Origin of the sequence: Sphingobacterium paucimobilis HER1398 (assembly GCF_000416985.1) — a bacterium.
GTDB classification, from domain to species: Bacteria; Bacteroidota; Bacteroidia; order Sphingobacteriales; family Sphingobacteriaceae; genus Sphingobacterium; species Sphingobacterium paucimobilis.
This window is the reverse complement of record NZ_ATDL01000014.1, coordinates 244,455-267,455: the sequence shown is the minus strand read 5'-3', so window position 1 is coordinate 267,455 and position 23,001 is coordinate 244,455. Positions and strand designations below refer to the sequence as shown.

Annotated in this window: 20 protein-coding genes; 13 read left to right on the top strand and 7 right to left on the bottom strand. The window is 38.7% G+C overall.

Translation table 11 applies throughout. The features are described 5' to 3' along the window. Window positions 1-14: 14 nt before the first annotated feature. The 3 genes from murA to M472_RS32340 all read right to left on the bottom strand — a co-directional run bounded on the left by murA (window position 15) and on the right by M472_RS32340 (window position 4,726). Window positions 15-1,340: a UDP-N-acetylglucosamine 1-carboxyvinyltransferase gene (murA, locus tag M472_RS32350; RefSeq protein WP_021070051.1), complete on the bottom strand. Its 1,326-nt coding sequence runs from the start codon at window positions 1,338-1,340 to the stop codon at window positions 15-17. A gap of 179 nt (window positions 1,341-1,519) precedes the next feature. After that, window positions 1,520-2,263 carry a DUF4290 domain-containing protein gene (locus M472_RS32345; protein ID WP_021070050.1) on the bottom strand — a complete coding sequence of 248 codons (744 nt, stop codon included), beginning with the start codon at window positions 2,261-2,263 and terminating at the stop codon, window positions 1,520-1,522. A 192-nt stretch (window positions 2,264-2,455) separates the two neighbouring features. Beyond that, complete coding sequence (locus tag M472_RS32340; protein WP_021070049.1) at window positions 2,456-4,726, bottom strand: ATP-dependent helicase; 2,271 nt, start codon at window positions 4,724-4,726, stop codon at window positions 2,456-2,458. 124 nt (window positions 4,727-4,850) lie between these two features. Between M472_RS32340 and M472_RS32335 the strand changes: the two genes are divergently transcribed. Then, window positions 4,851-5,537, top strand: coding sequence for a M15 family metallopeptidase (locus M472_RS32335; protein WP_031301607.1), 687 nt, complete (start codon window positions 4,851-4,853; stop codon window positions 5,535-5,537). A gap of 8 nt (window positions 5,538-5,545) precedes the next feature. Here M472_RS32335 and dnaB read toward each other — a convergent pair whose 3' ends face one another. Beyond that, on the bottom strand, window positions 5,546-7,135 hold the full coding sequence (gene dnaB / locus M472_RS32330; RefSeq protein ID WP_021070047.1) for a replicative DNA helicase: 1,590 nt from the start codon (window positions 7,133-7,135) through the stop codon (window positions 5,546-5,548). Between the two features lie 436 nt (window positions 7,136-7,571). Here dnaB and ubiE point away from each other — a divergent pair, with 436 nt between their 5' ends. From ubiE to M472_RS32310, 4 genes are read left to right on the top strand one after another with little or no spacing between them, the layout of a single operon-like run. Further along, window positions 7,572-8,312 carry a bifunctional demethylmenaquinone methyltransferase/2-methoxy-6-polyprenyl-1,4-benzoquinol methylase UbiE gene (gene ubiE, locus M472_RS32325; RefSeq protein WP_021070046.1) on the top strand — a complete coding sequence of 247 codons (741 nt, stop codon included), beginning with the start codon at window positions 7,572-7,574 and terminating at the stop codon, window positions 8,310-8,312. Between the two features lie 11 nt (window positions 8,313-8,323). Then, window positions 8,324-9,160, top strand: coding sequence for a hypothetical protein (locus M472_RS32320; RefSeq protein ID WP_021070045.1), 837 nt, complete (start codon window positions 8,324-8,326; stop codon window positions 9,158-9,160). A 52-nt stretch (window positions 9,161-9,212) separates the two neighbouring features. After that, window positions 9,213-9,974 carry an SDR family NAD(P)-dependent oxidoreductase gene (locus M472_RS32315; RefSeq protein ID WP_021070044.1) on the top strand — a complete coding sequence of 254 codons (762 nt, stop codon included), beginning with the start codon at window positions 9,213-9,215 and terminating at the stop codon, window positions 9,972-9,974. A 16-nt stretch (window positions 9,975-9,990) separates the two neighbouring features. After that, window positions 9,991-10,440 carry a GatB/YqeY domain-containing protein gene (locus M472_RS32310; RefSeq protein WP_021070043.1) on the top strand — a complete coding sequence of 150 codons (450 nt, stop codon included), beginning with the start codon at window positions 9,991-9,993 and terminating at the stop codon, window positions 10,438-10,440. Window positions 10,441-10,483: 43 nt separating this feature from the next. On the opposite strand, the gene M472_RS32305 is transcribed toward M472_RS32310, so the two are convergent. Then, a complete protein-coding gene (locus tag M472_RS32305; protein WP_021070042.1) occupies window positions 10,484-11,452 on the bottom strand; it encodes a GNAT family N-acetyltransferase in 969 nt (322 codons plus the stop codon). Window positions 11,453-11,456: 4 nt separating this feature from the next. Next, a complete protein-coding gene (locus M472_RS32300) occupies window positions 11,457-12,284 on the bottom strand; it encodes a 1-acyl-sn-glycerol-3-phosphate acyltransferase (protein WP_021070041.1) in 828 nt (275 codons plus the stop codon). Between the two features lie 174 nt (window positions 12,285-12,458). Between M472_RS32300 and M472_RS32295 the strand changes: the two genes are divergently transcribed. From M472_RS32295 to M472_RS32260, 8 genes are all read left to right on the top strand, one after another. Next, window positions 12,459-13,118 carry a CBS domain-containing protein gene (locus tag M472_RS32295; RefSeq protein WP_022829319.1) on the top strand — a complete coding sequence of 220 codons (660 nt, stop codon included), beginning with the start codon at window positions 12,459-12,461 and terminating at the stop codon, window positions 13,116-13,118. Between the two features lie 43 nt (window positions 13,119-13,161). Then, on the top strand, window positions 13,162-14,055 hold the full coding sequence (locus M472_RS32290; protein ID WP_021070038.1) for an NAD kinase: 894 nt from the start codon (window positions 13,162-13,164) through the stop codon (window positions 14,053-14,055). A 79-nt stretch (window positions 14,056-14,134) separates the two neighbouring features. Then, complete coding sequence (porG, locus tag M472_RS32285; protein ID WP_022829318.1) at window positions 14,135-14,956, top strand: type IX secretion system protein PorG; 822 nt, start codon at window positions 14,135-14,137, stop codon at window positions 14,954-14,956. Window positions 14,957-14,972: 16 nt separating this feature from the next. After that, window positions 14,973-15,710 carry an isoprenyl transferase gene (locus M472_RS32280; protein ID WP_021070036.1) on the top strand — a complete coding sequence of 246 codons (738 nt, stop codon included), beginning with the start codon at window positions 14,973-14,975 and terminating at the stop codon, window positions 15,708-15,710. Window positions 15,711-15,824: 114 nt separating this feature from the next. Next, window positions 15,825-18,407 (top strand): outer membrane protein assembly factor BamA, encoded by a 2,583-nt coding sequence (bamA, locus tag M472_RS32275; RefSeq protein WP_021070035.1) that lies wholly within the window; start codon window positions 15,825-15,827, stop codon window positions 18,405-18,407. A gap of 84 nt (window positions 18,408-18,491) precedes the next feature. Beyond that, complete coding sequence (locus tag M472_RS32270; RefSeq protein WP_021070034.1) at window positions 18,492-19,034, top strand: OmpH family outer membrane protein; 543 nt, start codon at window positions 18,492-18,494, stop codon at window positions 19,032-19,034. Window positions 19,035-19,112: 78 nt separating this feature from the next. Next, window positions 19,113-19,646 carry an OmpH family outer membrane protein gene (locus M472_RS32265; protein ID WP_031301605.1) on the top strand — a complete coding sequence of 178 codons (534 nt, stop codon included), beginning with the start codon at window positions 19,113-19,115 and terminating at the stop codon, window positions 19,644-19,646. Window positions 19,647-19,813: 167 nt separating this feature from the next. Then, on the top strand, window positions 19,814-21,508 hold the full coding sequence (locus M472_RS32260; RefSeq protein WP_021070032.1) for a GMC oxidoreductase: 1,695 nt from the start codon (window positions 19,814-19,816) through the stop codon (window positions 21,506-21,508). Between the two features lie 68 nt (window positions 21,509-21,576). Here the strand turns inward: M472_RS32260 and M472_RS32255 are convergent, their stop codons facing one another. Next, entirely contained in the window at window positions 21,577-22,995 is a 1,419-nt protein-coding gene (locus M472_RS32255; RefSeq protein ID WP_158499898.1) for an alpha amylase family protein, read from the bottom strand. Between the last annotated feature and the right edge of the window lie 6 nt (window positions 22,996-23,001).

The window sequence follows — 23,001 nt, the reverse complement described above, 5'->3', positions numbered from 1 at the left end:
ATTCAGACAATTTATCAATGTCCCATTGGCTGTGCTTCAACCCGCTTTATATCAGCACCTAATGCCACCAGACGCTGTTCGATATCCTGATAACCACGCTCGATCTGTTCAATATTAAATATTGTTGACTTACCTTGTGCTGATAATGCTGCTATCAACAAGGAAACTCCGGCTCGTATATCAGGAGAAGACATTTGTATCCCTCTAAGTTGAGTTTGCTTATTCAAACCAATAACTGTAGCACGATGTGGGTCACATAAAATAATCTGCGCCCCCATATCGATCAATTTATCCACAAAGAACAACCTGCTTTCAAACATCTTTTGATGTATCAATACATTTCCTTTCGCTTGAATAGCAGTCACTAATACAATACTCAAAAGATCGGGCGTAAAACCAGGCCATGGGGCGTCCGATATCGTTAAAATAGAACCATCAATAAAAGTATCTATCTCGTAGCTGTCCTGCGCTGGAATAAAAATATCATCTCCTTTCAGTTCCATTTTAATACCTAAACGGGAAAATACCGTAGGAATAATACCCAATTCTTTATAGGCTACATTTTTAATGGTAATTTCGGATCCCGTCATTGCTGCCAAACCAATAAAAGAACCTATCTCGATCATATCAGGCAACATACGGTGCTCCGTACCTCCCAGTGAATCAACTCCTTCAATAGTCAACAAGTTAGAACCTATTCCGGAAATATTAGCCCCCATACGATTCAACATCTTGCATAACTGTTGCAAATAAGGTTCGCAAGCTGCATTATAGATAGTAGTTGTCCCTTTTGCCAAAACAGCGGCCATAATAATATTGGCCGTTCCTGTAACAGAGGCCTCGTCTAGCAAAATATAGGTACCTTTCAGTGCAGTCGCATCCACATTGAAAAAATGATTGTCAGCGTCATAAACAAATTTCGCACCTAATTTCTCAAATCCTAAAAAGTGGGTATCTAATCTCCTACGGCCAATCTTGTCTCCTCCCGGTTTGGGAATAGCAGCTTTACCGAATCGAGCTAATAGGGGACCTACGATCATGATTGATCCCCGTAAACTTCCACCCTTCTGCTTGAACTCTTCAGAAGTAAAGTAATCTATATTTATATCTTTAGCCTGAAATTCATATGTATCCTTATTCAATTGATTCACAACTACACCTAAAGAACGCAACAAGTCAATCAACTTATTAACATCCTTTATATCGGGAATATTGCTTATCGTCATTTTTTCTTCGGTCAGCAATACTGCTGATAGAATTTGTAATGCTTCATTCTTTGCTCCCTGAGGTATTATTTCTCCCTTTAACGGCTTCCCACCGTGAATTTCAAATGCGTTCATATATTAATTTTATAATGAATATAGATATAGCTAATTTCTAAGCCCCTTCAATACATATACAACAAGAGGATATCTTCAGAACGAAACACGAACAAAAATCTCTCCAAATCGAAGCAACCCCTGTCTGTATTTTGAAATTGTAGATATCCTCTTCAATAGAAGTAATCGGATATACCCTTCTATTTCTTATAATTACTACTCTGATAAGGTCTCTTACCAGAGGTATTATTGTTTTGCCTTTTACGACCGTTGTTATTATTGTTGTTATTGTTCTGATATTGTTTCTTATTGTTATTTGATCCCGAAGCTTGCTTTTGATTGTTATTATTCGAAGTAGCTTGCGATTTAATACGGTTGCCCGGAGGCGGCGTACGAAAATCCAACTTAGTCAATACCGTATCTTCTGGCAATACTAGTACGAAACCAGAAAGCTCTTTCAGATCTTGAATAATTTGAAGATCATTAACAGAATCCTTGTTCCACGTGAGATAGGCCATTTTCATAAAATTGGCTATTCCTAGTGTCATCTTCTGTCTGGTTTCTACATCAGATACAGCCATAGCCTTTTGGATCATAGATTCTACAATATGTCCATAATGCTTAAACCGAATCCTGTGCTGCGGATAGGGCAGCGGTTCAGGTTTGTGGCGTATCTCTTCCTTAGACGGAACTGGATATGGAGAATCAACATCGATTTTAAAATCTGAAATGATATACAAATGATCCCAAAGCTTATGCTTAAAATCGGAAACATCCCTTAAATGGGGATTTAAAACGCCCATCATATCGATAACGACCTGCGCTAATCGGTTCCGTTCTTCCCTAGAAGGTACTGTACAGATATGATCAACCATATTCTGCACGTTCCTGCCATACTCAGCCAATATCAACTTAGGACGGGTACTGTTATAATCAAAATTCATATGTATTAATTTGCTTTTTAACGGTCATATGGAATATCCAACGCGTACTATGCACGTTTTTGTAGCTAGACAGTGTGCATACGACTACGTGACTATGTATGTTTGTACAATCTGCACTGCCTGGATATTTCATATAATGAAGTTAAACGTAATATAAAACGTTATTTTTTATTTAATATTCTGTCCATCTATTTATTGGACAATTCTTAGTTTCGCAAATTTAAGCAACAATTGTTTCTGTCCCAACTCCTTAAAAAAAATAATTGCTTTTAAGTCTGGACTATTTCCCTCCAAATTAATGACTTTGCCAAAACCAAAACGTTCGTGCTCTACTTCCATACCTACTTGTAGACCGCTGGTATCCGAAGGTGCAAAACCTTCTGTGGGAACGTGCGCTTTCGGTAAAATCGATGTTGTCTTGACTACTTTTGGCTTTGGTTTGGAGAAGCTATCTTTCTGTTGCCAAGCTATTCGATCCGACTTCATCGCACCTTCTCCAGCAGCTGCATTCATTCTTGGTTTAAAATCCAGGTCTAAACACGCAGGGTTCAACTCATCTAAGAAACGGCTGGGTTCGCAATTATTTAAAGTACCCCAGCGATACCTTGAAGTGGCATAGGAAATGTGCAATTTTGTCTCAGCACGTGTCACTGCGACATAAAACAGCCTTCTTTCCTCTTCCAATTCTGCTCGTGAATTTACGGATAATTGTGATGGAAACAAATTTTCTTCCAAGCCTACGATAAATACGTTGGGAAACTCGAGTCCTTTTGAAGAGTGGATAGTCATTAAGGATACGGTATCTGCATTCGGATCTTTATCATTATCATCATTCGTCAACAGTGCAACATCTTGTAAAAAGATATCGAGGCTTTTTTCTTCGATATCCTCACGTTCCGAGAACTCTTTGATACCGTTCAATAACTCTTGGATATTTTCATAGCGGCTCAAGCCTTCGACGGACTTGTCTTCGTAGAGATCCTTTAAAATACCGGAATGTTGTGCAATATGCATGGCCGTATCAAAGGCATTCTCTTGGTTTCCGATCGCCTGAAAACTCTGTATCATCGTGCCAAAGGTAGACACAGCAGTCGCGCTACGACCGTCTAAAAACATCTGCGCATTAGCTACGATATCCCAAAGTCGGTACTGATGCTTATCTGCAGCCACAATAATCTTGTCGATAGTGGTGTCTCCTATCCCTCGTCTGGGATAATTGATAACCCTTTTTAGTGCTTCTTCGTCATTAGGATTGTAGGTCAACCTGAAATAGGCAATTAAATCTTTTATCTCTTTACGCTGATAGAAGGAAGTACCTCCATAAATCTTATAGGGAATGTTAAGCTTACGTAACGACTCCTCCATGGCTCTCGACTGTGCATTGGTTCGATACAAAATAGCAAAATCCTTGAACTGCTGTGAATTCAATGCCTTATCTTGTAAGATTGCTTCCGCAACGATCTTTCCTTCCTCATTGTCAGAAAATGCCCGCGCTACCTTAATCTTATCCCCATCCGCATTTTCAGAAAAGACATTCTTCTCTAACTGATTTTTGTTGTTGGCAATAATGCTATTTGCAGCATTGACAATCATCTTCGTTGAGCGATAGTTCTGCTCTAGCTTAAACACCCTGACTTCAGGATAGTCTTTCTGAAAGTTAAGAATATTCTGAATGTTCGCTCCCCGGAAAGCATAAATACTTTGCGCATCATCCCCTACCACACATATGTTTTGATTGACTGCAGCTAAACGTTTGACAATAAGATATTGAGAAAAGTTCGTATCCTGGTACTCATCTACCATTAGGTATTTAAACTGATGTTGGTATTTGTGCAATGTTTCCGGATGTTTATTCAACAAAACATTCGTTTTGAACAGCAAGTCATCAAAATCCATTGCTCCGGCACGATAACAACGTTGAGCATAGGTAAAGTAAACCTGTCCCATCTGTGGTCTACCATTCTCTCTATCCTCAGCAAGTAAAGCTTCGTTTTTATTGTATTCCTGCGGTGATATTAAATTATTCTTTGCAGATGATATACGACCATATACCTGATTTACATTATATAGCTTATCATCCAGATTCATCTCCTTCAAAATAGACCGTAGCAAACTCTTTGTATCATCGGTATCGTATATGGTAAAGTTCTTTGGGTAGCCGATCAATTCTGCCTCTACACGAAGTATCCTTGCGAAAATGGAGTGAAATGTTCCCATCCAAATGTTCTTTGCTTCGGCGCCGACTACCTTCATGATACGTTCGCGCATTTCTTTTGCAGCCTTATTGGTAAATGTTAATACCAAGATATTGAAAGGATCTACACCTTTTCGAATAAGATGCGCTACTCGATACGTGATAACACGGGTTTTTCCTGAACCCGCTCCTGCCACAATCATCACCGGACCTTCTGTCTGCTCTACAGCATCGCGCTGCGTGGAATTTAATCCTGCTAAATAATCCAAAATAAAAAGAGTTTTTTCCGTTAGAAATAGATTGTAAAGTTACTAAATTACTGTCAAATAGGACTTGTATATGCTACTATTTATTCTGATAAATAGCTACCTTTACGAAACAAAAAGCCCCATTATGACAAAATCTGTATTTCTTGCTTCTTTGTCCTTGATGCTACTTGCTACTGCTCCGACACAACAGGTCTCCAAACAATTGCCTGATGGTTTTGCATACATCAGAGATATCATTCCACACATAGAGGTGGATCTGCGATATTGTGGTCATCACAATTTTATCGGCAAGCCCGTAAAAGGTTATTTGGAACCTCGAGCCATTCTTTCAAAACAAGCCACAGAAGCGCTTGCAAAGGTAGAGAAAGAGCTAAACAAAAACAATATGGGGCTGAAAATATATGATGCCTATCGTCCCCAGAGTGCCGTAAATCATTTTGTTAATTGGTCTAAAGACCCAAAAGACACGCTAGGAAAAGCGGAGTTCTACCCTACAGAAGATAAAGGCCTTTTATTTAAAAGAGGCTATATCGCCTCGAAATCGGGACATAGCCGAGGAAGCACCGTAGATTTGACCATTATTATGTTGGACAGCAAAATCGAATTGGATATGGGCAGCCCTTTTGATTTTTTGGGTGAAATTTCCGGACATCACTACAAAAAATTGAGTCAGGAGCAATTAAAAAATCGAGAGCTGCTTCGTTATGCTATGGAAAAGCAGGGATTCAGAGCTTACTCCAAAGAATGGTGGCATTACACATTGAATAATGAACCCTTTAAAGATCGGTATTTTGATTTTCCAGTACAGTAAAACCTCAACTAGAACGGTGCATCATCTGGCATGTCATTCATTCGAGATGGCATCGTAATGCCTCCGCCTCCGAAATCTTCAAAAGAGGATGAAGGCATCATAGGTGACGCACCAAATGGAGAATCGCCACCGCCTCCGAAAGAATCTCCTCCCATACCGGCAAAGTCATCCTCGAGATCGACGAATTTAACAAATTTACCCACAAATTTTAAAGGTACTATACCCGTTTCACCGTTACGGTGCTTGGCAATAATCACCTCACCGACGCCAGCAGTAGGTCTACCTTCCTCGTCCTCTGTCAATCCATAATATTCTGGACGGTATAGAAAAAGAACCATATCTGCATCCTGCTCGATAGATCCCGATTCACGCAAATCCGATAACATTGGACGTTTGGCATTACCTGGACGCGACTCTACCGCACGACTCAGCTGCGATAACGCTAATACAGGGATATTAAGTTCTTTGGCTACCGATTTCAAAGCCCGGGAAATACTACCGATTTCCTGCTCACGGTTTCCACCACCTTTGCCTTCCGATTTACCATGCATCAATTGCAGGTAATCGACGATAACCATCTGTATATCGTGCTGCGCCTTAAGGCGTCTACACTTGGCTCTAAATTCGAAAACGTTCAAAGCGGGTGTATCATCAATAATCAGAGGCGCTTCAGTCAATCGTCCGATACGGGAATGCAATTGCTGCCACTCATGATCCGCCAGATTTCCTTTTTTTAGTTTTTCCTGTTCAATCTCTGTTTCTCCCGCTATTAGACGATTCACCAACTGTACGGACGACATCTCCAGAGAGAATACAGCAACGGCCTTATCATGATCTACCGCAGCATTCCGGGCTACTGATAATACAAAAGCTGTCTTACCCATAGCAGGACGCGCAGCGATAATGACTAAATCAGAAGGTTGCCAGCCTGATGTCATGCGATCCAAGGCTGTTAATCCGGAAGGTACGCCTGTCAAACCATCTGTACGATCCCGCAAGGCCTCTAAGTTGCTGATCGCCTCCCGCATAATGTCATCCATTTTCCTAGAGTCCCGCCGCAAGTTATTCTGGGCGATGTCAAAAAGACTCTTTTCGGCATGATCCAAAAGATCAAAAATATCACTGGTTTCATCGTAAGAAGAATTGATAATTTCGGTAGAAACTTTAATCAGCTCACGTTGAATGTATTTTTGTGATATGATACGGGCATGATACTCAATATTTGCAGCAGAAACAACGCGATCGGTAAGCTGAGTGATGTAAAAAGCACCGCCCACCATCTCCAAAGCCCCCATTTGTCGTAACTCGGAGGTAACAGTAAGGATATCGATAGGTGACGTCTTTTGGAACAAGCTAAAAATAGCTTCAAATATTTTTTGATGCGCCTCTTTATAAAAAGACTCAACTTTCAAAATATCAATCACTTCACTCAACGCATTTTTTTCCAACATCAATGCGCCCAACACAGCCTCTTCTAGATCCAAAGCTTGAGGTGGAAGCTTTCCTAAGCCACTGACAAGATTATTCAATCCTGTTCGTTTCTTACTAAAACCTGTACGCCCCGCATTAGATGATTGTCCTGTGTGTTCCTGATCCATTTTTGATTAAGATTATCGCGTTAAACAATAAAATAGAGTATCGTGTTATGCTGCTAAAATATTGTTAAACAAAGTTAGCAAAAATACTAGCTCTCTAGTTTTTTAGTTCTGCACATCGAAAAAAAGTAAAAAGATCAAGCCATGCATCTCTCCTATCCTACAAGCCTTTATTTTTAACACTCATTGTTAACAAACTGTTGATAACATAAGAACGTAATTCATTATCAATAAATTATAAAATTGTGGAAAACTTTAGAGATTGTTAACAACCATCCTAATAGGTCATACTGAAGTGTTCAACAAAGCATACTTCATTAAGTTTTCATTTTCAACACATTAAAGTCCAACTAACTGTCAAGTAAGCTCCTATAAACATTTGATCAGCGCATCCCGAAATAATTATATTGCAATGAAAATATTATATTATCTTTGCTCTATGTCAAATGGAGCCTCAACATTAAAGCCCTACAAATCAAAAGAAGGTGGCAAGAAAGAACAAGTTGCAGACATGTTCAACAACATTTCCCACAGATATGATTTATTGAATCGGATCATGACTATGCGAATCGATGTGATTTGGAGAAAAAAAGCCATTCGATCCTTACAATCGATCAAACCGCAGCTTATGCTCGACGTCGCTACAGGGACGGGTGACTTTGCTATTGAATCACTACGTTTACTGAAACCTAAAAAGATTATAGGTATTGACATTTCCCAGGGAATGCTCGATGTGGCAAAGGAAAAAATTGCAAAGAAAGGACTTGCGCAACAATTGGAGGTAAAATTAGCTGACTCGGAAAACCTGCCTTTTGATGATTACACATTTGACGCTGTGACTGTTGCCTTCGGTGTTCGTAATTTCGAAAACTTAGAAAAAGGACTTGCTGAAATAAACCGCGTGCTCAAACCTGGTGGAAAAGCTGTTATATTGGAATTATCAAATCCGACTACCTTTCCTATCAAACAGTTTTATCAGTTGTATTTTCACAAGTTTATACCTGCGATTGGCAAACTGATTTCTAAAGATTCGAGTGCCTACTCTTACCTGCCCGAATCGGTATCTAAATTTCCTGACGGGAAGAGATTTGCAGACATAACAGCTCGGGTTGGCTTCAAAGAAACGAAAGTAAGGCCACAAACATTCGGTTTTTGTACCATATATGAGGCAATAAAATAACCGCCACTCGAATGAAACATATTTTCTTTATAATAGTAGGAGTATTTTTAAGCTTAGGTAGTTTGGCTCAACGAAAAATTTCGCTGCCGTTCTCCTCCTCTTATAATGAAGATGCAACAATCCTGCTGGGCATACAATATAATATGGTTGTCCAGAGCTACCAACTGCAGCTAAAGGAGGGATGGCAAAAACATAATATCTATTTTGGAGACAATGATGCCAATACGCTTGGAGAGCTTAAAAGCATACAATCTAAGCCGAACTTTGGTTTTTCGGTAGGAATCCCTGTAGATATACGAGCAAATGAAAATCTTTATTTCACATTCAATCCCTCTTTCTTATTTTTCAATGGACTAGGGATCGAGTATCAGTCTACAGGATCGAAGCCTGAGTGGGAAGGTCGAACTATAACAAGAAAGCAAAGACATGTCTCTACATCTTCTGACGGATCCAACTTCAATGCTTTTGAATTTCCTCTTTCGATCAAGTTTCGTTCGGACGAAAAGATCTTAAAAAACAAATTCAACCGTTATCGAGCTTATCTTATCGGCGGCGCCCGGTATACGCGATGGATTGGAATAAATGACGAGTACAGAAGCCTATTAAACGATACGGAGACAACGAGGCCTCAGTCACTGATCATGAAACCGGGCTATCTATCTTGGGAAGCTGGACTAGGAGCGGACATTTTTTTTGCATATTTTAAGATGTCACCGGAAATAAAATTCAACCAGAGCTTCGGAAATGCATTTGCTTCTAATCATGAATTAGCAAAAGATAATAAATTCATGGAGCCGATTCAGAAAGGTTTGATTCGGAATATATATGTCAGTTTGATCTTCCAATAAGGTATCCAATACCCTGTCTTAGAAGATATTCTTGACTTCTAAAATTATAAAAATGAGAACAGTATTAATAACTGGCGCAAGCTCTGGGATTGGAGCTGCCTGCGCACAAGTACTAGCAACTGAAAGTAATTATAGACTCCTGTTATGTGCGCGAAGAGCAGACCGTCTGACCTCGCTGACCAAAGAAATCCACATACTGCACCCCAACGTCGATATACACAGCTTTACACTTGACGTACGAGATAACGCAGAAGTAAAAAAAGCAATCGCTTCACTCCCTCCGGAATGGCAAAACATAGATGTTCTAATAAACAATGCGGGACTAAGCCAAGGTCTTGATGCCTTGCAAGATGGGGATACAGACGACTGGGACCGTATGATCGACACCAATGTAAAAGGATTGCTATATGTTAGTAAAGCTGTCATCCCTTTACTAAAAAAAAGCCAACGGGCACATATTATTAATATAGGTTCCATTGCCGGTAAAGAGGTTTACCCGAATGGCAATGTGTACTGTGCGACCAAACATGCTGTCGATGCTCTAAACAAAGCCATGCGTATAGACTTATTACCTTTTGGTATTAAGGTCACAGCAGTAAATCCAGGTATGGTAGAAACCGAGTTTTCGGAGGTTCGTTTTAAAGGAGATAAAGAGAGAGCGAAAAATGTCTATACCGGCGTGACTCCTTTATCGGGAACAGATATTGCAGAGACGATTAGTTTTGTACTTTCTCGCCCAGCACATGTCAATATCAATGATCTGCTGATCATGCCTACAGCCCAAGCCACAGGAACAGTAATAGTCAGAAACTAAATAAACTCATACAATCATGTCACTAGAACAACAAATAAATCAAGATATCAAAGCAGCAATGATTGCTAAGGATAGTGTGCGTCTTCGCGGATTAAGAGCGGTCAAAGCAGCAATCTTACTTGCTAAAACGGAAAAAGCGGGAATAGAAGAGCTGGATCAAGACACCGAGATCAAAGTGCTGCAAAAACTGGTCAAACAACGTAAAGAATCAGGAGAGATCTACAAAGGTCAGGGACGCGAAGATCTATTTCAAATTGAATTGGAAGAGCAACAAGTTATCGAGGAATATCTTCCTAAGCAACTGGATCGTGCCGAGGTAGAGACAATCATCCGTACTATCATAGCGGAGACAGGAGCTTCGGGAATGAAAGATATGGGAAAAGTGATGGGCGCAGCTAATCAAAAACTAGCGGGACAGGCTGACGGTAAGACGATATCAGAACTTGTAAAAAGCTGCCTCTCTTAATTACAGTTAAACACACTTTTAATTTAGCACAAAAGAGAACTGATCAGTTCTCTTTTGTGCTTTGTCTAGTCCCATAGATTTTGTCCCTCTCGAAAGATGCAATATGTCTTTCCTTTTTGGGTGGATAGATATCTTCCAACGTAATCAATATCCCTGTCTCTTCAACTTCCCCAAACTCATCATTCAACGCTGTCCCGAATGTCATCATTGTCGGAGAAAGGTTCATATAAGTATTGATCAATGGTGGAATATTTTCGCCCAGATCCCTCACGTGTTTATTAAGTACTTTATACCCTTCTTTATAGGATAGTCCATCGAAAATCCCTAGAAATGGTGTGATATCTGTCTTATAGCCTACAGAAAGTCTTTCATGAGGTATGACCATGTTCTTTTTGTCCGGAAAATAGCATTCCATAAAGTACAGCAGTAAATCCCGAGCCTGTGCATTAAAATGTGCATACATAGTCACTTTACCGAACAGGTACTTAATATCTGGATTGATGACCACCAATGCTCCCAACCCATCCCATAGATTGTCTAAAGAAAACAGTCCTTTTCTGTTATCGATAGAAGGCTGATATTTCGGTTGTACCCAGGATCGCCCAAGCTCAATAGTATAAGGCAAGTAATCCTTTACAAATTCTTCAGAAAAAGTAAAATAATGCAGTGTGGAGAGGTGAATCTCCCCCTTTTCATCCATTGCTTGATCGCAACGGATTACTCTATACCCAGCTATAATTTCCTCGTCTTCCGGATTCCAGGCAATTAGCTGGTCATAATTATGCTGACAAGTATCGTTCTCATCGATATCAAATGGAAGACCAGTTCCTCCCCCTGCTCCCCTAAATGTCAGTTCTCGTAGACGACCTATTTCGCGCATGATATTCGGCGCGGAATGATAGTTTACTAGATAGACTTCATTATTTCCATTATTGGTGTAACGTAGAAATGCTTCCTCAGTTAACTCTGCTTTGATCAACCCCCTGTCTATTGGGGCAATTATTTCTTCCATACAATTATTTCTCCGTCTTCAATTCATATACCAACTGCCTTGTGTAAGCGGCCCATTGTCTTTCGTTCCTTGAGGTGTCAAAGAACGTATATGGAATTTTGTTCCCAATTTTTATTACTACACGTTGATTACGTTGTGCAAAAAACTCATCTGCTAAATACAACATCTCCACATTAAATTTCACGCCTAGTTTCGCACGCCATAGCGATAGATTATAGAAAAAGTTTGAATTCTTACCGTCGATATGAACCGGGATAACATCCTTTTTATATTTCTTTGCTTTAGAGATAAAACTTTTTTTCCATTCCAGATCCTCGACCTTACCATGGTTTTTACGGGACACTAATCCGGCCGGAAATACCAACAGGGCATGCTCACCTGCATAGGCTTCTTCTATCGCTGAAATCGTACTTTTGTCCTGTCCTCCGATCTTATTGACTCCGACAAACAAAGGCTGCAAATTCCCAACGTTCATCAGAATATCGTTCACTAAAAACTTCACATCTCTTCTATATCGTCCTATAGCATGCATAAAGGCAATCCCATCAAGACCTCCCAATGGGTGATTGGATGCAAATATCACAGCACCGGATTCAGGAATATTCTCTTCGCCTTCAAGTACCACTTCTACTCCTAAATCCTTGATCAGCGCATCTACAAAATCTAACCCCTGCAAATCTCTGAAACGATACATGATATCATTTATCTCATCCTCATGTATAGTTCGTTCCAAATAACTTACGAGTGGACTTGGTATCCATTTAGCAAGTCCGGGACTCTTCTTTCGTATGACTTCTCTTACTTGTATGAACTTATCTTTTTCTATCGCCATCGTTTTTGAAAGCACAGGTTGCTCCTATTTCGTGAAGCGTAAAAATAAAAAAATATTGCTGTATCTTGCTAAGAAAAATACATTTAAAAACAAGTTTGTTGGCTTTTATGTCTATTTTTGATTAGTGATTAAACGTTTTCGTATATTGAGTGTTTAATATTAAAAGCAGCAGCTATGTTTATCGGGCAATACATATCCACTGATTATCATGAAGTTTTACACACAGACTCCGTAGAATTCGTCCTTCAGAGAATGACTGAAAGTCACTCTAAATTTCTTGCTGTTGTCCAGGGGAATGTTTTTCACGGTTTGGTTTCAGAAGAATCTTTACTAGACCAAATAGATACAACGGTCCCCATTGAAAATCTTAAAATACAGTTTAAGTCCGTATACTTATTTGACTATCAACACATCTACGACGCTCTACAATTGATCACAACCTATGATTACTGCTTTATTCCTGTATTGAACAAAAAGCACGAGTATGTAGGGGTACTTACCAAACAGGACTTGTTGGTCGCTCTCAATGAGACTTTAGGAAATGATGAAGGTGCTATTATTGTGCTTGAACTTGGCATACGCGACAATGCCCTTTCCCACATCGCTCGGATTATAGAAGCTGAGAACACCAATATCTTAAGTACAGCGATACATCATTTACCGGACTCGTCCAAATTAGAAATGACTATAAAAGTCAATAAAACCAATATTTCAGCAGTAGTGTCATCACTATGGCGGAATGATTATATTGTAAAAGCCACATTCCGTGACGGTGGTGAACAATCTGACATACAAGATCGCTACGACCTTTTGATGAATTATTTAAATTTATAACCTATTCTTTGCACCTTTGTGATTTAGAAATGGTACTATAGCAATGGAGCAAACTAAAATTGCAATCTTTGGTAGAATATTTAATTCGACAGTAATTCCTTATGTCGATCACCTTTTTGATTATCTCAAGAAACGGGAGATCTTGATTTCAGTACATATAGAATTTTATGATTTTCTATTAAAGAATGATTTTCCTGCTCGAAATATAGAGACGTTTACGAATCATGCTGATCTGCCAAAAGACATTAGTTTTCTACTGAGTCTAGGTGGAGATGGAACTATGCTCGCTGCAGTATCTATCATTCGAGACTCAGGAATCCCCATAGCGGGCATCAATTTTGGACGATTGGGCTTTTTGGCAAACATCCAAAAAAACGAGTTAGAATCCGCCCTAAACCAGATTCTAAACAATCAGTTCCACATTCAAAAACGAGCATTATTATGTGTAGAAAGCAGTCATAAAAACCTATTTAATGGTGAAAACTTCGCATTAAATGACATCACGGTGTTCCGTTTCGACAGTTCCTCGATGATTACTATAGATGCAAAAATAGACGATGAATTGTTAAACTCTTACTGGGCAGACGGCCTTATAATAGCAACTCCCACAGGTTCTACAGCCTATTCTTTAAGTTGTGGTGGTCCGATAATCATGCCTGGGAGTGGCAACTTTGTAATCACGCCTATCTCTCCACATAACCTAAATGTCCGCCCCATCGTTGTATCTGAAAACATGACTCTGCGCCTACGTATTGAAAGTAGGACTGAAAAATTCATTCTAAGTTGTGATTCTAGAAGTGAAACACTCCCTACGGAAACTGAATTGATCATTCGTAAAGCCCCATTCAGCATAAACTTGATCCGTTTGGAAAATGACGGGTACTTCCGTACACTGCGGGAAAAATTACTTTGGGGAATCGATGTTCGTAATTATTAACTTAATAATTGATTTAACATAAATTAAGGTTATACAATTATGGCAAAAACTTTATCTTTACAACCAAAATCAGTAAAAGTTGTTTAAAATTCGTATTGCTATATTAACCATATTCTCTTTTATGCTGTCGGATATCTACGCCCAACAGTATGAATTTGGTATATCTGGAGTAGGATCTGGATATATGGGCGATATCAACACGAGCAATCCTTTCTATTTCAAAAACATAGGAGGAGGTCTTTTTGCGAAATATAATCTCAATCCCACCTGGGGTATCCGTCTTGGCTACAACCATCTCTATCTCTCTGCTGGCGATCGAGATTTCAGTACTCAAAAATATCGAGATCTTCAATTCAATAATGCAATATCCGAACTTGCAATTACAGCGGAATTTAACTTCTTCAGGTATATTGCTGGCAGGGAGCTAAATAGGTACACGCCCTACATACTTGCGGGGCTTGCTGGCATCATGCATGATCCTTTTTTGAATTATGATTCTAAAAAGGTGCTGCTACGCGAACTAAAATTAGAAGTTGACAAGGAAGGGACACCTGTAAAATATTCAAAATTTGCTTTTTCTATTCCTGTTGGTGCTGGATTTAAATATAATATTAAAGGTCCATGGTCAATTGGTGCTGAGATCGTATACCGTATGGCGCTAAGTGACAATATTGATGGTATTGGTGAATATTACAGCAGTGAAGACGCGATTGAATTACCATCTCCAAATAAAAACAACTTAACGAAAGAGGATTTGATTTTTTTAGCTGATCCTAGCCGAAATTTAGACCTTAACCAAGGTAGAGCAAGAGGGGACGGCAAAAAATTTGATGGTTATATGACCGCGGGAATTACACTGACCTATACGATAATTAGTAAAAAATGTTATTGGTGGCAGTAATAGTTTAGTAAAATCAATGAGTGTTAAAGAAAATATAGACCTAAAAAAACTTCCTCGCCATATTGCTATTATTATGGATGGGAATGGCCGATGGGCAAAGGGTTTGGGCAAATTAAGAATTTTTGGCCATAAAAATGGAGTTACCGCTGTCCGTGAAGTTCTCGAAGGCAGTATAGCACTGGGTATTCCTTTTTTAACGTTATATGCGTTTTCATCAGAAAACTGGAATCGTCCAAAATTGGAAGTACAGGCCTTAATGGAGTTATTGATTAACTCCCTGAACAAAGAGCTCAAGACATTTCAAAAAAATGGTGTCAAGCTAAATGCAATCGGTAATATTGATGACCTGCCGACCAATGCTAAAAAAACATTATTAGAGACGATGGAAGCCACACGAGACAATACAAAGTGCACATTAAGTCTCGCGTTGAGCTATGGTGGTCGTTCTGAGATAGTAGAAGCAAGTAAACGTATCACTCATCAAGTGCTCAAAGGAGAGTTAAAATTAGATGATATCACAGAGCAGCTTTTAGCAGATAACCTTTATACCTATAACATCCCCGACCCTGATTTGATGATTAGAACAGGTGGTGAATATCGAATAAGTAATTTTCTTTTATGGCAAGTAGCCTATACTGAACTTATTTTTTCACCTAAAATGTGGCCGGAATTTGATCGAGAGGATTTATATGGCGCTATTTGTGACTTCCAAATGCGTGAAAGAAGGTTTGGAAAAACAAGTGAACAGCTTTAACAAAGCTCAAAAAAAACAAGATAACAAACTACTATACAGATTGTTACCATAATTATACTTTTAACAAAAATTAACAAGAGTTTGATGTACTTTAGCATCCATAATAACAAGTAAATGAAGCAACTATATATACTAACAGCAGCGTTTTTTTTGTTGACCACTTCTTCTGCGTTTGCTCAAATAGCAAATCGTGGGCCTGTCAACCTTTCAGACCCAGACGAGATTTCTTATTTACAGCCAAAGGATTATGTCATAGGTGGAGTTACAGTAAAGGGAGCACAATACTTGGATACCGATGTGTTGATCACCATATCTAAATTGGTAATTGGTCAGTATATTGAAGTCCCTGGCGAAGCTACTGCTAGTGTTATTAAAGATTTAATGGCTCAAAATCTCTTTGAAGACGTCCAACTATGGGCAACTCGAATTGATGGTGAAACTATTTTCTTCGAAATTCGTGTTCAAGAGAGACCTCGCTTGACTCGGATAGATATCAAAGGACTCAGCAAGTCCCAAACAGAAGAAGTTAACAAACGTCTGAACTCCAGTTCGGGTCGTATTGTTAACGAAAATTTAATTCAATCGACTAGGGCTACCATTCAGCGATTTTTACGTGAAAAATCATTCCTTTATCCAGATATCAAAATAAGCACATTTAAAGATTCGGCTCAAGCAAATAATGAAATCTTAAATGTCAATGTTGAAAAAAATAAAAAGATCAAAGTAAACAAGGTTCTTTTCACGGGAAATGAAACCTTTAGCAATGCCGATCTAACAAAATACCTTAAAGGAGTAAAACCTCGCAAATGGTTCAGAATATTTGGCCCTGGTAAGTTCAAAGATGACAAATATAAGGAAGCGAAAGAAAAATTAGTGGCAAAACTTCAAGACAAAGGATACCGCGATGCTCAAATCTTATCAGACAGTGTGTATCGTTACGGACAAAAAGAAGTTCGTATCAATATGGATGTCTATGAAGGTCCGAAATACTATGTCGGGAATATTGACTGGACAGGTAATACGCGATACAAAGATTCTATTCTTAATATTTTATTAGGAGTTCAAAAAGGAGACATCTATAGCGAGGAAAAGCTTAATGCTAAACTGATGGGGCCGACGCGGAACAGTGATGATATCAGTGCTCTCTATCAAAATGATGGTTATCTAACATTTAACATTAATCCTGTAATAAAGAAAATCTATAGTGACACCATTGATCTCGAAATACAGATCAGTGAAGGTAAGCAGTATACAATCAACAATGTCATTGTAAAAGGTAACGATGTCACCAATGACCGAGTAGTGTTACGATCTATATACACTAAACCAGGACAAAAATACTCTAGAGAGTTGATCATGCGAAGCATACGTGAAATATCTCAATTAGGGATGTTTGACGAACAGAAGATCACGCCTGACATCCCTTCTTCAACAATGAATCATGAAGAAGGAACTACAGATATTATCTTCAACGTTGTGGAGAAACCTTCTGACCAAGTTGAATTATCTGGTGGTTATGGTGCGGGACAGATTATTGGTACGTTGGGTCTGACATTCAACAACTTCTCCACAAGTAATTTCTTCAAGAAAGATGCTTGGAAGCCCTTGCCTCGTGGTGATGGACAAAAATTGAGCGTACGTGGACAAACTTCTGGTAAACGCTACCAATCCTATAGCTTTTCATTTTCTGAGCCTTGGCTTGGAGGCAAAAAACCTATTTATTTCGGTTTAAGTGCATATACATCAAACTCGTCGTATGGTGGATTCAACTACTATACGGGCGAACAGATGGTCAAAGATTCAGAACTACAGCGTATTTGGATGACAGGAGTTACTGCATCTCTAGGTAAGCGCCTACAATGGCCAGACAACTATTTCCAAATTAACAGTTCCTTATCTTTCCAGCGTTACAAGCTTCAGAACTATGACTATTACTTCTTGTTTGCCAACGGGACGGCTTATAACTTAAACTTTACGCAGGAGATCAGTAGAAACTCAATAGATGCTCCTATATATCCGACTTCAGGTTCGCATATCCGTCTTAGTGTACAGTTGACTCCTCCTTATTCATCTTGGAACAATATCAACTATAAAACAGATCCAGATGAAGTCCGTTTCAAATGGACTGAATATCATAAGTGGAAGTTTGATTCACAATGGTACATGAAAGTAGCAGGAAAATTAGTCCTTAAGACACAAGCTCAATTTGGCTTCCTAGGAAACTATACTAACCGTACAGAAACATCTACATTTGAGCGTTTCAAACTGGGGGGTGATGGTATGCAAGGGTTTGACTTCTTACAAGGCTCGGAAATCATTGCAATGCGTGGTTATGCCAATGGTACAATCATACCAGAATCTACAGGAAATAATATGCAGCGTGTAGCAATCAATTCGGGTAGTCCTATATATGCAAAATACCAAGTCGAATTACGCCATCCGATCATGTTGAATGATCAGGCTACTGTTTTCGCTTTAGCATTTGCTGAAGCAGGTAATACTTGGAATAAATTTTCTGAAGTAAATCCATTTAAAGTACGTCGTTCAGCTGGTGTGGGAGCTCGTATCTTCCTTCCGATCTTTGGTATGTTGGGGATTGACTACGGTCATGCGTTTGATCCCATTCCAGGAATGCGTTCGAGTGAATGGAAACAAAGCTTTACATTCAGTATCATGCAAAACATGGGAGGTTTTTAATATTTAAACTTTTTAGTATAATTGTTGTCATAGAATTATAGCTTAGGAATGAAAATTGTTATTAAATAGAAAAATAAGATAGAGATGAAAAAGATATTCGCAATTTTAGCTTTTATAACTTGTAGCATTAGCGCTTCCTTTGCGCAACGTGTCGCTTATGTAGATTCAGAATATATTCTAAAGCATATCCCAGAATATGTATCAGCTCAAAAACGCCTCGATGACTTGTCAGTACAATGGCAGGCCGAAGTTGACAAACAATATGGCGAAATAGAGCGTCTATACAAAGCCTATCAAAATGACCAAGTATTGTTGAACGATGATATGCGCAAAAGACGAGAAGATGAGATCGTTAACAAGGAAAAACAAGTAAAGGATTTTCAAAAGCAAAAATTTGGTTATGAAGGAGAGCTGTTTCAAACACGTGTCCGTTTAGTAAAACCTATACAGGAGCGTGTTGCTAAGGCAATTCAGGATATTGCAACTACTCAGGGACTAGATTTAGTTTTAGATAAAGGCAGTGAGGTTACTTTTTTATTTGCTAGCTCTAGACTAGATAAAAGTAATGATATAATTACTAAATTGGGATTCAAACCAGACCCATCATTAGCAGAAAAAACACAATAAATAATAGAAACTAATTTATTAACATAGAGAATTATTAAAATAATTACATTTGTAATTGTAGAGTTTAACATGAAAAGAATGAAAAATTTAGTAAAAGGAGCAATTTTAGCAGTAGGGTTATTTGCAGGAGTACAAGTAGCAAGTGCACAACAAAAAATTGGGCATATTGATGCTGATCAAGTATTTCAGGCAACAGCTGAGTTCAAAACTGCTCAAGAGCAGTTAAAAGTATTGGGTGACGCCAAGCAAAAAGAACTGGAAGGAATGTACGCAGAACTCCAAAAGAAGGAAAAAGAAGCTAACGATCTCATGTTGAACCAAAGTGAAGCAAACAAAGCTGAGACACAGACTAAACTTCAGACGATAGGTCAAGAGTTCCAACAAATGCAAACCCGTGTCCAAGAAGTGCAAAAAGTAGCGCAAGAAGATCTCGGCAAAAAACAACAAGAATTAATGGCTCCTATTCAAACTAAATTGATGAATGCAATTAGTACTGTTGCTAAAGAAAAAGGTTACGCTTACATTTTTGACATCGGTTCTGGAGCAGCTTTATACTATCAAGGTGGTGAAGATGTAACAGAAGCAGTAAAAGCAAAATTAGGCGTTAAATAATCTTTACATAGATTGATATAAAAAAAGGAGGCTTAAAGCCTCCTTTTTTTATATCAAGAGTTTTATCCTCTTAGTTGTTATTCACAGTAAAAATTTTACAGTGAATATTTATCAACTGTTTAAAAAAAGAACTAAATTAGTGATGTTTACGTACACGGCATTAAATTATGAAGGAAACCTTTGACGTTATAATTGTTGGTTCAGGCATTTCGGGTAGTTGGGCTGCCAAGGAGTTTTGTGAAAAAGGCCTAAAAGTCCTACTGCTTGAGCGAGGCCGCCAGGTAGAACACATTAAGGACTACCCCACAGCCATGCTAGATCCATGGGAATTTCCTTATGCAGGAAATGTCAAGCTAGAAAAGAAAAAAGCTAACCCTTTAATTAGTAAACACTATAACTACAGCGATGCAACTTCACACTTTTACATCAATGACGACGATCAAGCTTATATTCAGGAAAAGCCTTTTGACTGGATAAGAGGATACCAAGTAGGAGGCAAATCATTACTTTGGGCGAGACAAACACAACGCTGGAGTCATTTTGAGTTCAACAACCCTAAAAATTTCAATACTGCTGTCGATTGGCCTATAGCTTATGATGACCTTTCGGAATGGTATAGCCATGTTGAAAAGTTTATAGGCATATCTGGGAATCGAGATGGAATCGAAAACCTTCCCGATTCTGAGGTCGTCGGTTCATTCGAAATGAATTCGGTGGAAAGTTATATCTCTGCATCAATACGTAAAAATTTTCCTAACCGCTTCCCTATTATTGGTCGAACAGCCAATCTTGCAAAGGTTACGGATATACAGAAAGCACAAGGAAGAGGCCAATGTATGGCTCGATCACTTTGCGAAAGAGGCTGTCCTTTTGGAGGTTATTTTAGTGCCAACTCTTCGACCCTTCCGGTCGCACAAAAAACAGGAAACTTAACTTTGAAAACAGATAGTATCGTCGAAAAAGTCATCTATGATGAAAAGTTAAAAAAAGCTACTGGCGTACTGGTAATAGATGCACATACAAGAGAAAAAAAACAATATAACGCTAAAGTAATTTTCCTTAATGCCTCCACTTTAAACTCGAACTTGATATTGCTAAATTCTACTTCTCCCACCTTTCCCAATGGATTAGGAAATAGCAGCGGAATTTTGGGGCATTATATTGTGTTTCATAACTACAGAGGTAAGATACAAGCTAAAATAGCGGGGTTTGAGGATCAATATTACTATGGTAGACGCCCTACTCAGGTATTTATTCCTGCCTTTGAAAACATTCAAACCAAAAGTCCGAGCTTCGAAGGTTCCTACCTGATTGCATTCAGTGCCCATCGCGAGGGGTGGAAACGCCCTATTGGCACTCAAGTAGGTCCTCTATTCAAAGACAGCCTAACTGAACCCGGAGAGTGGAGAGTCGGTATGATGATGCAGGGAGAAGTTGTTCCTATCTTTGAAAATCACGTTCGTCTTAGTAAAGAGAAAGATAAATATGGCTTGCCGAAACTAATAACTTCTGTCGGATACTCTCCTAATGATGTGAATATGATGGAAGCTTTTTTTAAAGCTGGGAGAGAAATGCTGAAGGAGTCAGGATGCACGGATATAAAAACTATAGATCAACACTTGGAACTTGGTCGTCAGCCTGGTTTAGAAGTTCATGAAATGGGGGGCGCTCGTATGGGGAACGACCCAAGTTCTTCGGTACTCAACAAATACAATCAATTACATGACTGTCCTAACGTATTCGTAACAGATGGTGCCTGTATGACAAGTGCTGGAAACCAAAACCCTTCCTTGACTTTTATGGCCTTATCGGCTAGAGCTGCAAATTATGCGGTCGAGCAACTCAAAGATGGAAAACTTTAAATTATTAATAAAGCCCCAATAACTTCAATGTGTTATTGGGGCTTAAGTTAGTTCTATTATATTTAATATTAGTTTTTAATCAATCCATTTTTTACCGCGTCCCACAGTCCCTTCTTCAAGGGATTATAACGAGGTACGGTAATATGGCAAACATCGAACACGAAAACTCCTCCATTCGAACGATTATACATATAGTTAATCGCCTTACTGATATCCTCCTCGGAATCATAAGTCACGTTACCTACATCTATTCCTGAATATACTTTTGTTTTATTTCTAGTAATGTATTCTATACCATTCATAGAACCTTCAATACTCCACCAATGATATTTTAGGTGCGCTGTCGCTGAATTATCCTTTAGATAAAGTTGTTTGAAATAGTTTCCGGAGAAGAAAAGATCCAATTGCTCAGCATAACCGCTCTCTTGATATCCGGGGATGGCAAAAGCAGAAAAAGTAAGCTCTTCATCATTAAAAGGATCATAGGTCTCGCTAGCATAGTTGTTTCCCTGTTCATAATATGTGTTGTACCAAGCTCCAGAATAAGCTCCTAATTCAACGCTAGATGCTGCGACTTTTAGTTCTTGCCTCGTTCTAGCAAAAAAATCTCTTAATACTTTAGCCCTGAAATACAGCCATTTTTTATAATATTTCCCAGTAGTATTGGGCTTTGCGTTATTCCCATCAGCTTTCCATGAACTAACGATATCCTTTGGAAAATCCATAAACCGAGCATTGTTATCATTATATTTTTCTTCTAAAAATTGAATAAAGAGCTCTTTACTCAATTCTGAAAAGTCTGCATAAATACCAGGATATCTACAATAATCTAATATAATACCATCAGGTTTATACTTTACAGCGGCCTCTTTAATTATATTGATGGTAAGATCCTGGACTTCCTTTGCCGCAGGATTAAGAAAGCAACTTCTACCTTTTGCTGACATGGGTGATTTAGTTCCATCAGCGTTCATCGCCATACACTCATACTTTCTAAAATCAGGATTGCTGTACACATATCCCTTTCCTGACGAATTACCATACACAAACGTATTCATTGAAAAGTATATTTTCATTTGCCGACTCTTGGCCTCACTAACCATAAACTCTACATAATCTGGTATCAATGCGTAACCATTATGTGTCGTTAATTTTTCAGTATACTCTGAGTCGAATAATGTCATTCCAGTATTATGTTTTACATCTATAACCAAACCGTTAATCCCAACGAACTTAAGACTGTCCAATATCAATTTGATATCTTCTTTATCCCTAAATCTGCCCGGTCCCTGGAATATATTTGCGGTAGCATCTACCCATACAAATGCATCATGTCCTGGATTCCAGGTTTCGATAACTTCTTCATGTGTATCAGGCATTGGCAACTTGGCTATTTGATCTTTACAACTCTGCATCATGGTGGTCAGAATTGTAAATAGCAGCATAAAATGTGGCATATATATATTCTTTTGATTATTCGTTTTCATATTCAT

Coding starts and splice junctions, on each gene's coding strand:
- murA (WP_021070051.1), bottom strand. CDS start 1,340: ATGAACGCATTTGAAATTCACGGTGGGAAGCCGTTAAAGGGAGAAATA.
- M472_RS32345 (WP_021070050.1), bottom strand. CDS start 2,263: ATGAATTTTGATTATAACAGTACCCGTCCTAAGTTGATATTGGCTGAG.
- M472_RS32335 (WP_031301607.1), top strand. CDS start 4,851: ATGACAAAATCTGTATTTCTTGCTTCTTTGTCCTTGATGCTACTTGCT.
- dnaB (WP_021070047.1), bottom strand. CDS start 7,135: ATGGATCAGGAACACACAGGACAATCATCTAATGCGGGGCGTACAGGT.
- ubiE (WP_021070046.1), top strand. CDS start 7,572: ATGTCAAATGGAGCCTCAACATTAAAGCCCTACAAATCAAAAGAAGGT.
- M472_RS32320 (WP_021070045.1), top strand. CDS start 8,324: ATGAAACATATTTTCTTTATAATAGTAGGAGTATTTTTAAGCTTAGGT.
- M472_RS32315 (WP_021070044.1), top strand. CDS start 9,213: ATGAGAACAGTATTAATAACTGGCGCAAGCTCTGGGATTGGAGCTGCC.
- M472_RS32310 (WP_021070043.1), top strand. CDS start 9,991: ATGTCACTAGAACAACAAATAAATCAAGATATCAAAGCAGCAATGATT.
- M472_RS32305 (WP_021070042.1), bottom strand. CDS start 11,452: ATGGAAGAAATAATTGCCCCAATAGACAGGGGGTTGATCAAAGCAGAG.
- M472_RS32300 (WP_021070041.1), bottom strand. CDS start 12,284: ATGGCGATAGAAAAAGATAAGTTCATACAAGTAAGAGAAGTCATACGA.
- M472_RS32295 (WP_022829319.1), top strand. CDS start 12,459: ATGTTTATCGGGCAATACATATCCACTGATTATCATGAAGTTTTACAC.
- M472_RS32290 (WP_021070038.1), top strand. CDS start 13,162: ATGGAGCAAACTAAAATTGCAATCTTTGGTAGAATATTTAATTCGACA.
- M472_RS32280 (WP_021070036.1), top strand. CDS start 14,973: ATGAGTGTTAAAGAAAATATAGACCTAAAAAAACTTCCTCGCCATATT.
- bamA (WP_021070035.1), top strand. CDS start 15,825: ATGAAGCAACTATATATACTAACAGCAGCGTTTTTTTTGTTGACCACT.
- M472_RS32270 (WP_021070034.1), top strand. CDS start 18,492: ATGAAAAAGATATTCGCAATTTTAGCTTTTATAACTTGTAGCATTAGC.
- M472_RS32265 (WP_031301605.1), top strand. CDS start 19,113: ATGAAAAATTTAGTAAAAGGAGCAATTTTAGCAGTAGGGTTATTTGCA.
- M472_RS32260 (WP_021070032.1), top strand. CDS start 19,814: ATGAAGGAAACCTTTGACGTTATAATTGTTGGTTCAGGCATTTCGGGT.
- M472_RS32255 (WP_158499898.1), bottom strand. CDS start 22,995: ATGAAAACGAATAATCAAAAGAATATATATATGCCACATTTTATGCTG.